The organism is Pseudomonas sp. Pseusp97, assembly GCF_047304025.1.
Taxonomy (GTDB): Bacteria; Pseudomonadota; Gammaproteobacteria; order Pseudomonadales; family Pseudomonadaceae; genus Pseudomonas.
Map to the genome: position 1 here is coordinate 1 of NZ_JBGLYK010000253.1, position 7,324 is coordinate 7,324.

Annotated in this window: 8 protein-coding genes and 1 pseudogene; all 9 read right to left on the reverse strand. The window is 66.6% G+C overall.

The window, feature by feature from the left end:
• Nucleotides 1-116: 116 nt before the first annotated feature.
• Nucleotides 117-1,076, reverse strand: a complete 960-nt coding sequence (locus ACCC94_RS26000) for a DMT family transporter (RefSeq protein ID WP_413352493.1) — start codon at nt 1,074-1,076, stop codon at nt 117-119.
• A gap of 117 nt (nt 1,077-1,193) precedes the next feature.
• On the reverse strand, nt 1,194-1,613 hold the full coding sequence (locus tag ACCC94_RS26005; RefSeq protein ID WP_413352494.1) for an MAPEG family protein: 420 nt from the start codon (nt 1,611-1,613) through the stop codon (nt 1,194-1,196).
• A 310-nt stretch (nt 1,614-1,923) separates the two neighbouring features.
• On the reverse strand, nt 1,924-2,139 hold the full coding sequence (locus tag ACCC94_RS26010) for a TOBE domain-containing protein (protein ID WP_017517652.1): 216 nt from the start codon (nt 2,137-2,139) through the stop codon (nt 1,924-1,926).
• 45 nt (nt 2,140-2,184) lie between these two features.
• On the reverse strand, nt 2,185-2,997 hold the full coding sequence (ssuB, locus tag ACCC94_RS26015) for an aliphatic sulfonates ABC transporter ATP-binding protein (protein WP_413352495.1): 813 nt from the start codon (nt 2,995-2,997) through the stop codon (nt 2,185-2,187).
• Nucleotides 2,994-3,782: an aliphatic sulfonate ABC transporter permease SsuC gene (gene ssuC / locus ACCC94_RS26020; protein WP_413352496.1), complete on the reverse strand. Its 789-nt coding sequence runs from the start codon at nt 3,780-3,782 to the stop codon at nt 2,994-2,996. The genes ssuB and ssuC overlap by 4 nt, the downstream gene beginning before the upstream one ends.
• A gap of 87 nt (nt 3,783-3,869) precedes the next feature.
• A complete protein-coding gene (gene ssuD / locus ACCC94_RS26025; protein ID WP_413352497.1) occupies nt 3,870-5,018 on the reverse strand; it encodes an FMNH2-dependent alkanesulfonate monooxygenase in 1,149 nt (382 codons plus the stop codon).
• Between the two features lie 172 nt (nt 5,019-5,190).
• On the reverse strand, nt 5,191-6,153 hold the full coding sequence (locus ACCC94_RS26030) for a sulfonate ABC transporter substrate-binding protein (protein WP_413352498.1): 963 nt from the start codon (nt 6,151-6,153) through the stop codon (nt 5,191-5,193).
• 180 nt (nt 6,154-6,333) lie between these two features.
• On the reverse strand, nt 6,334-6,927 hold the full coding sequence (ssuE, locus tag ACCC94_RS26035) for an NADPH-dependent FMN reductase (RefSeq protein WP_413352499.1): 594 nt from the start codon (nt 6,925-6,927) through the stop codon (nt 6,334-6,336).
• 275 nt (nt 6,928-7,202) lie between these two features.
• Nucleotides 7,203-7,324: pseudogene (locus tag ACCC94_RS26040) on the reverse strand (ABC transporter ATP-binding protein); the annotation flags it as partial.

Here is a 7,324-nt window from a genome sequence, read left to right on the forward strand (position 1 = left end):
CCCCCCCCCCCCCCCCCCCCCCCCCCCCCCCCCCCCCCCCCCCCCCCCGCCCCCCACCCCCCCCCCCCCCCCCGCCCAAACCCCCCCCCCCCCCCCCCCCCCTACGGGTGCCGGGCTCAGATGTTGGCGATGCGCGCCCTTCGCGCCCGGTAGCTGCGCAGCAACGACGGCGCCAGTGCGGTCAGCGCCGAGCCGCCGACCACCAGCAGCGCACCGACATAGGCCAGGCCGTTGAGGTCCTCGGGCAGGACGAAATCCGGCCACAGCGAGGCGGCCAGCGCCACCGAAGCGAAGGTCACCAGCGGGGTGATCGCCAGGGTCGCGCTGACCCGCGAGGCTTCCCAATGCGCCAGCGCCTCGGCGAAGGCGCCGTAGGCCACCAGGGTGTTCAGGCAGCAGGCCAGCAGCAGCCAGCCCTGCAATGGCGAAAGGTCCAGCGCTTCCAGCGGATGCGCCCAGGGAGTGAGCAGCGCGCCGCAGCCGAGGTAGATCACCATCATCACCTGCACCGAGGTCCATTGGGTCAGCAGCTGCTTCTGTGCCAGGCCGTAGAAGGTCCAGATGAAGGCGGCGAAGACCACGATGAGCACGCCGGTGGTGTATTCGCCGAGCGAGCCGAACAGCTCGGCCAGGCGCTGGTTGAAGAACAGCCCGAAACCTGCGATCAGCACCGCGAGGCCCACCGCCTGGCCGATGCTGAAGCTCTCCTTGAAGACCGCCAGGCTGCCCAGCAACAGGAGGATCGGCGCGATCTGGATCACCAACTGCGTGGTCCCCGGCGTGAGCATGCGCAGGCCGATCAGGTAGCACACGTAGTTGCCGGTCAGGCCGAGGATGGCGACCAGCACCAGCCCCTTGCCGCGCTTGCCCAGTGGCGAGAAGCGCGGCAACTGGCGGGTGAAGCCGAGGTAGATCAGCAGCAGGCCACCGGACACCACCAGGCGAAACCAGGTGACGGTGATCGGGTCCATGACCTTCAGGACTTCCTTGAGCTTGATCGGCAGGATGCCCCAGAGGACGGCGGTGACCAGGGCGAGGAACAGGCCGAATTGCCAGCGGCCGGATGAAACGTGCATGGGAGCCTCGACGCATGTGCGGTCCGCCATGCTAAGTCATGGCGGTATCGCCCCATAGGAACAGTTGGGCTGCGCAACTGTTCCGGTCATCCGCCGACGACGTCGCGTCGCTGGCAGTCAGATGAGGGTGGAGAGGCGCAACAGCCACCAGATCAGGATGATCAGCTGGACGAGGAATGCGGCGAAGCGGCCCCACACCGCCAGTGCCGAGGTGCTGGCCAGATGCACCACCGACTGGACGATACGCGCCACCAGCAGGGTGGGCGCCAGCGGATCGGTGACCACCGTCTGCTGGGTGACCATGGCATAGAGCAGCACGGCGCAGAACAGCGGCACGTTCTCCACGCAGTTGGCGTGGGCACGCACCAGGCGCTGGCCGAAGGTGCCGGGGGTGTTGCTGCCGTCGGCGGCGAAGGCGTTGACCTTCATGCGGCCGGACAGCACCAGCAGGCCGCGCTGGTTGACCACCAGCAGGACCAGCAGCACGGTCCAGGCGACCAGGCCGAGTAACGCGAAGGCAGAGGGACTCAGGGACATGCGGGACTCCATTCTCTTGTTGGTGTGAGCGGAGTCTAGGGGAAGTAGAGCAATTGCTCTAGCCACAAGTCACCGGCGCAAAGGTGGGCTCCTCGTAGGATGGGTGGAGCTTGCGATACCCATCAGGCCGCGCGCCGACAGCATGGGTATCGCTGCGCTCCACCCATCCTACAAAACAACTCGCCGGCGGCTTTAGAGCTGGGCGGGTTCGCGAGCAAGCTCGCTCCTACAACGGCCAGCAAGGCGCCATCGGCACAAAAGAAAACGGGCAGCCCGTCGCCGGGCTGCCCGTTCTTCTCCAGCGCCGCACTCACAGCTTGGCGATGGAAACCTCGGTGGATTTCACGAAGGCGATCACTTCGCTGCCGATGGCCAGTTCCAGCTCTTTCACGGAACGGGTGGTGATCACCGAGGTGACGATGCCGGCGGCAGTCTGCACGTCGATCTCCGACAGCACATCGCCTTCGACGATTTCCTTGATGGTGCCTTTGAACTGGTTGCGGACGTTGATGGCTTTGATGGTCATGGCGTAGCTCCTTGGGAGAATGGGGTGTTCACGGATGAATGTGGATCAGAGCGCCCAACGCAATTGCGTGGGCAGTGGGGAAACGGGTTCCGGCTCGGGCGGCTGGGCCGGCAGCGACAGCACGCGTTCGAGCACTTCGGCTTCCAGCGCGGCGAGCCTGGCCGAACCACGGGCACGGGGCCGGTGCAGGTCGACGTTGAGGTCCAGGCCGATCTCGCCGTCCTCGATGAGGATCACCCGGTCGGCGATGGCCACGGCCTCGGCAACATCGTGGGTGACCAGCAGCACGGTGAAGCCATGCTGCTGCCAGAGGTTCTCGATCAGCTGCTGCATCTCGATGCGGGTCAGGGCATCCAGTGCGCCCAGCGGCTCGTCGAGCAGCAGCAGGCGCGGCTGGTGGATCAGCGCACGGGCCAGGGCCACGCGCTGCTTCTGGCCGCCGGACAGGCCCGCCGGCCATTCGTTGGCGCGGTCGGACAGCCCCACCGCTGCCAGCGCTTCCAGCGCCTTGGGACGCCAATCGCCCTTCAGGCCCAGGCCGACATTGTCGATCACCCGCTTCCAGGGCAGCAGGCGCGAGTCCTGGAACATCAGGCGAGTTTCCTCGCGGGCGCTTTCCAGCGGCGCGGAGCCGGCCAGCAACTGGCCGTCGCTGGCTGCATCGAGCCCGGCCAGCAGGCGCAGCAGGGTGCTCTTGCCGCAACCGCTGCGGCCGACGATGGCGACGAACTGGCCGGCGGGAATCCGCAGGTCGATGCCCTTGAGCACCTCGCGTTCGCCGAAGCGCTTGCGCACGTTTTCCAGCGCCAGCGGGATGCCTTTCTTGAGTTGCTGAGGCAGGTTGTTGACCGCGTTCATGCCGCACCTCCCTTGACCTGATAGGCCGGGTGCCAGCGCAGCCAGATGCGTTCCAGGCCGCGGGCGGCGAGGTCGGCGAGCTTGCCGAGCACGGCGTAGAGCAGGATCGCCAGCACCACCACGTCGGTCTGCAGGAATTCCCGGGCGTTCATCGCCAGGTAGCCGATGCCGGAGTTGGCGGAAATGGTCTCGGCGACGATCAGGGTCAGCCACATGAAGCCCAGGGCGAAGCGCACGCCGACCAGGATCGAGGGCAGCGCGCCGGGCAGGATCACCTGGCGGAACAGCGCAAAGCCGGACAGCCCGTAGCTGCGCGACATTTCCAGCAGGCCCGGATCGATGTTGCGGATGCCGTGGTAGGTGTTCAGGTAGATCGGGAACAGCGTGCCGAGGGCGACCAGGAAGATCTTCGCCGACTCGTCGATGCCGAACCACAGGATCACCAGCGGGATCAGCGCCAGGTGCGGCACGTTGCGGATCATCTGCACCGAGCTGTCGAGGAAACGCTCGCCCCACTTCGACAGGCCGGTGATCAGGCCCAGCACCAGGCCGAGGCTGCCGCCGATGAGGAAGCCGACGGCCGCGCGCCAGGTGCTGATAGCCAGGTGCTGCCAGAGCTCGCCGCTGACCACCAGGTGGTAGCCGGCTTCGGCCACCGCGCTGGGCGCCGGGAGGATACGGCTGGACAGCCAGCCGAATTCCACCGCCAGTTGCCAGATGATCACCAGCCCCACCGGCAGGGCCCAGGGCGCGAGGCGCTGGGAAAGGTTGTTGGTAACGCTCATCTCATCTCTCCGGATTCTTCGATCGCTACGTAGGGCGCATAACGCGCCAGCGTTATCCGCCACGGCGCCTCATTCGCCCTACGGGTATCAACTGGCGGATGTGGCCTTGGGCAGGATGTCGTTGGCGACCATTTCGCCGAACGGGCTGACATAGCCACGCGCCTGCGGTTGCTGGGGTTGGGCCAGCTCCAGGTGCGGGAAGAGCAGTTCGGCGACGCGGTAGGACTCTTCCAGGTGCGGGTAGCCGGAGAAGATGAAGGTGTCGATGCCCAGGTCAGCGTACTCCTTCACGCGCGCCGCCACGGTCGGGCCATCGCCGACCAGCGCGGTGCCGGCACCGCCACGGACCAGGCCGACGCCGGCCCAGAGGTTGGGGCTGACTTCCAGCTTGTCCTTGCTGCCGCCATGCAGGGCAGCCATGCGTTGCTGGCCGACGGAATCGAAGCGCGCCAGGGATGCCTGGGCACGGTCGATGGTGTCCTGGTCCAGGTGGGAGATCAGGCGGTCGGCGGCCTGCCAGGCTTCCTCGTTGGTCTCGCGGACGATCACATGCAGGCGGATGCCGAAGCGTACGCTGCGACCCTGTTTCGCAGCCTTCTCGCGCACCTGGGCGATCTTCTCGGCGACGGCGGCCGGCGGCTCGCCCCAGGTCAGGTACAGCTCGACCTGCTCGGCGGCGAGGTCCTGGGCGGCGTCGGAGGAGCCACCGAAATACAGCGGCGGACGCGGTTGCTGGATCGGCGGATAGAGCAGCTTGGCGCCTTTCACCTGCAGGTGCTTGCCGTCGTAGTCGACGGTCTCGCCTTCGAGCACGCGGCGCCAGATACGGGTGAATTCGACCGAGGCTTCGTAGCGTTCGGCGTGGCTCAGGTGCAGGCCGTCACCGGCCAGTTCGTCCGGGTCGCCGCCGGTCACCAGGTTGAACAGCGCGCGCCCGCCGGAGAGCCGGTCGAGGGTTGCGGCCTGGCGGGCAGCCACGGTCGGGGAAATGATGCCTGGGCGCAGGGCGACCAGGAACTTCAGGCGCTGGGTCACCGGGATCAGCGAGGCGGCGACCAGCCAGGAATCCTCGCAGGAGCGGCCGGTGGGGATCAGCACGCCGCCGAAACCGAGGCGGTCGGCGGCCTGGGCGACCTGTTGCAGATAACCGTGGTCCACGGCACGGGCGCCTTCGGCGGTGCCCAGGTAGTGGCCGTCGCCGTGGGTCGGCAGGAACCAGAAGATGTTGAGACTCATCGCAGTAACTCCAGATAAGCGCGCCGGCGTGGCGTAGCCGCGCGATGATGGGTTTGGGGGTGTTTCGTGCTGCAGCTTCTGTAGGAGCGAGCTTGCTCGCGAACGGATTACCCGGCAGCACTGGAGCTGGGCGGGTTCGCGAGCGAGCTCGCTCCTACGAAAAGCGGATCAGTTACTGGGCGGCCACCTTGGCCGGAGCCGTCCAGACCACGTCCTTGATGCTCAGCTTCTTGGGAATCAGCTTCAGGTCGGTGAAGGTGTCGGCGATCTTCTGCTGCGCGGCGGTCACTTCCGGGGTGATCGGCTGGGCGCCGTAGCCCTGGCGTTTCACCGCGGTGAAGGTGATGTCCGCCGGCAGGCCGAGCAGCGGCGCGACCTGGTCGGTGACCTGCTGCGGGTTCTGCTGCGACCACTGGCCGACCGAGCGCACTTCGTCGATCAGGGTGGTGATCACCTGCGGGTGGTTCTTCGCGTAGGGCCGGGTCGCCAGGTAGAACTGGTGGTTATCCACAAGGCCGGTGCCATCCACCAGGGTGCGGGCGGAGAGCTGCTTCTCGGCGGCGGCCTGGTACGGGTCCCAGATCACCCAGGCATCCACGCTGCCGCGTTCGAAGGCGGCGCGGGCGTCGGCCGGCGGCAGGTAAACGGGCTGGATGTCGGTGTACTTCAGGCCGGCTTTCTCCAGCGCGCGCACCAGCAGGTAATGCACGTTGGAGCCCTTGTTCAGGGCAACCTTCTTGCCCTTGAGCTCGGCGACGGATTTGATCGGCGAATCCTTGGGCAGCAGGATCGCTTCGCTGGTCGGAGCCGGCGGTTCGTGGGCGACGTAGACGAGGTCGGCGCCAGCGGCCTGGGCGAATACCGGCGGGGTTTCGCCGGTGACGCCGAAGTCGATGCTGCCGACGTTCAGGCCTTCGAGCAGCTGCGGGCCGCCGGGGAATTCGGTCCATTGCACCTTGACGCCCTGCTCGGCCAGGCGCTTCTCCAGCGTGCCGCGGGCCTTGAGCAGCACCAGGGTGCCGTACTTCTGGTAGCCGATACGCAGGGTGCCGGGCTGTTCGTCTGCCTGGGCGTTGTAGGACAGGGCCGCGATCAGCAGGGCCGCCAGTCCACTACGCAAAGTGAGGGTCCGCATGGGAGTGCTCCTTCATCGAGTGTGCTTGCCGGACCTGCGGTCCCGTTGTCGGGACGGTGAGGGCCTCGTTGTTGTTCGAACGCAGTGGTTTTTCCGCAGTTGCCGCCTGCCCGTTCGGGGCTCGGCTGGCTCTCGCGTTTTTTCCTGTCAGCTGCAGCCTTTCGCCTGCAGCCGCTTCTTTCAAATACTCCAGCGGGCGTTGATCAGCCGTTCGTTGAGCAGGTTCGGATCGATGGGTTTCGGCCGGCGCGCGAGGGCGCCGTGGAACTGTTCCAGGGATTCCAGCAGTCGGTGTTCAAGGGTCGATTCCAGGCGCGCCGGGGTATTGCCCTCGGGGTATTGCACCTGGCTCTCTTCGGCGAACACGCCGTGCAGGGTTTCCTGGGCCTTCAAGGCGGCGAGGACCGGCTTGAGCGCATAGTCCACCGCCAGCATGTGGGCGTTGCTGCCGCCGGTAGCCAGGGGCAGCACGACCTTGTGCGCCAGCGCCCGCTCCGGCAGCAGGTCGAGGATGACCTTCAGCGCACCGGCGATGGACGCCTTGTACACCGGGGTGGAAATCACCAGCCCGTCGGCGCGCAGCACCTGCTCGATCAGCTCGACAATGCGCGGGCTGTCGAAGCGTGCATGCAGCAGGTCTTCGGCAGGGAAGTCGTGCACGCTGTAGGAGCGCACCTCGGCGCCGTGGGCGTGCAGCCAGTTCCGCGCGATGTCCAGGAGGACACCGGAACGGGAACGCTGGCTGGGGCTGCCGGCAAGGGTGACTACATACATCTGCACGCTTCCTTATAACGATCAGGACGATGCAAATGCCGTCCCGCTAACCAATGTGCATAGACCTTAACAGCCCTCCGCATATTCCAATAAATGTTATTTATTCATTTAGTTATGCTATTTTGTTTTTAATGTAGGAGCGAGCTTGCTCGCGAGCCTCTTCATGCGGGGGCCCCGTAGGATGGGTGGAGCGCAGCGATACCCATGCTGCCAGCCGGCACGCGCCGGTCGATGGGTATCGCTACGCTCCACGCCATCCTACGCAGAGCGAAGGCTCAGATGACGTGGGACTGGTGGAGCTCGGTCAGCGCTTCGCCGCGCAGGAAGGCCAGCTCCACGGCGCGACGGTCGCGCGGGCGCGGCAGCGGCACGGGGAATTCGCGGCGCAGGCGGCGGG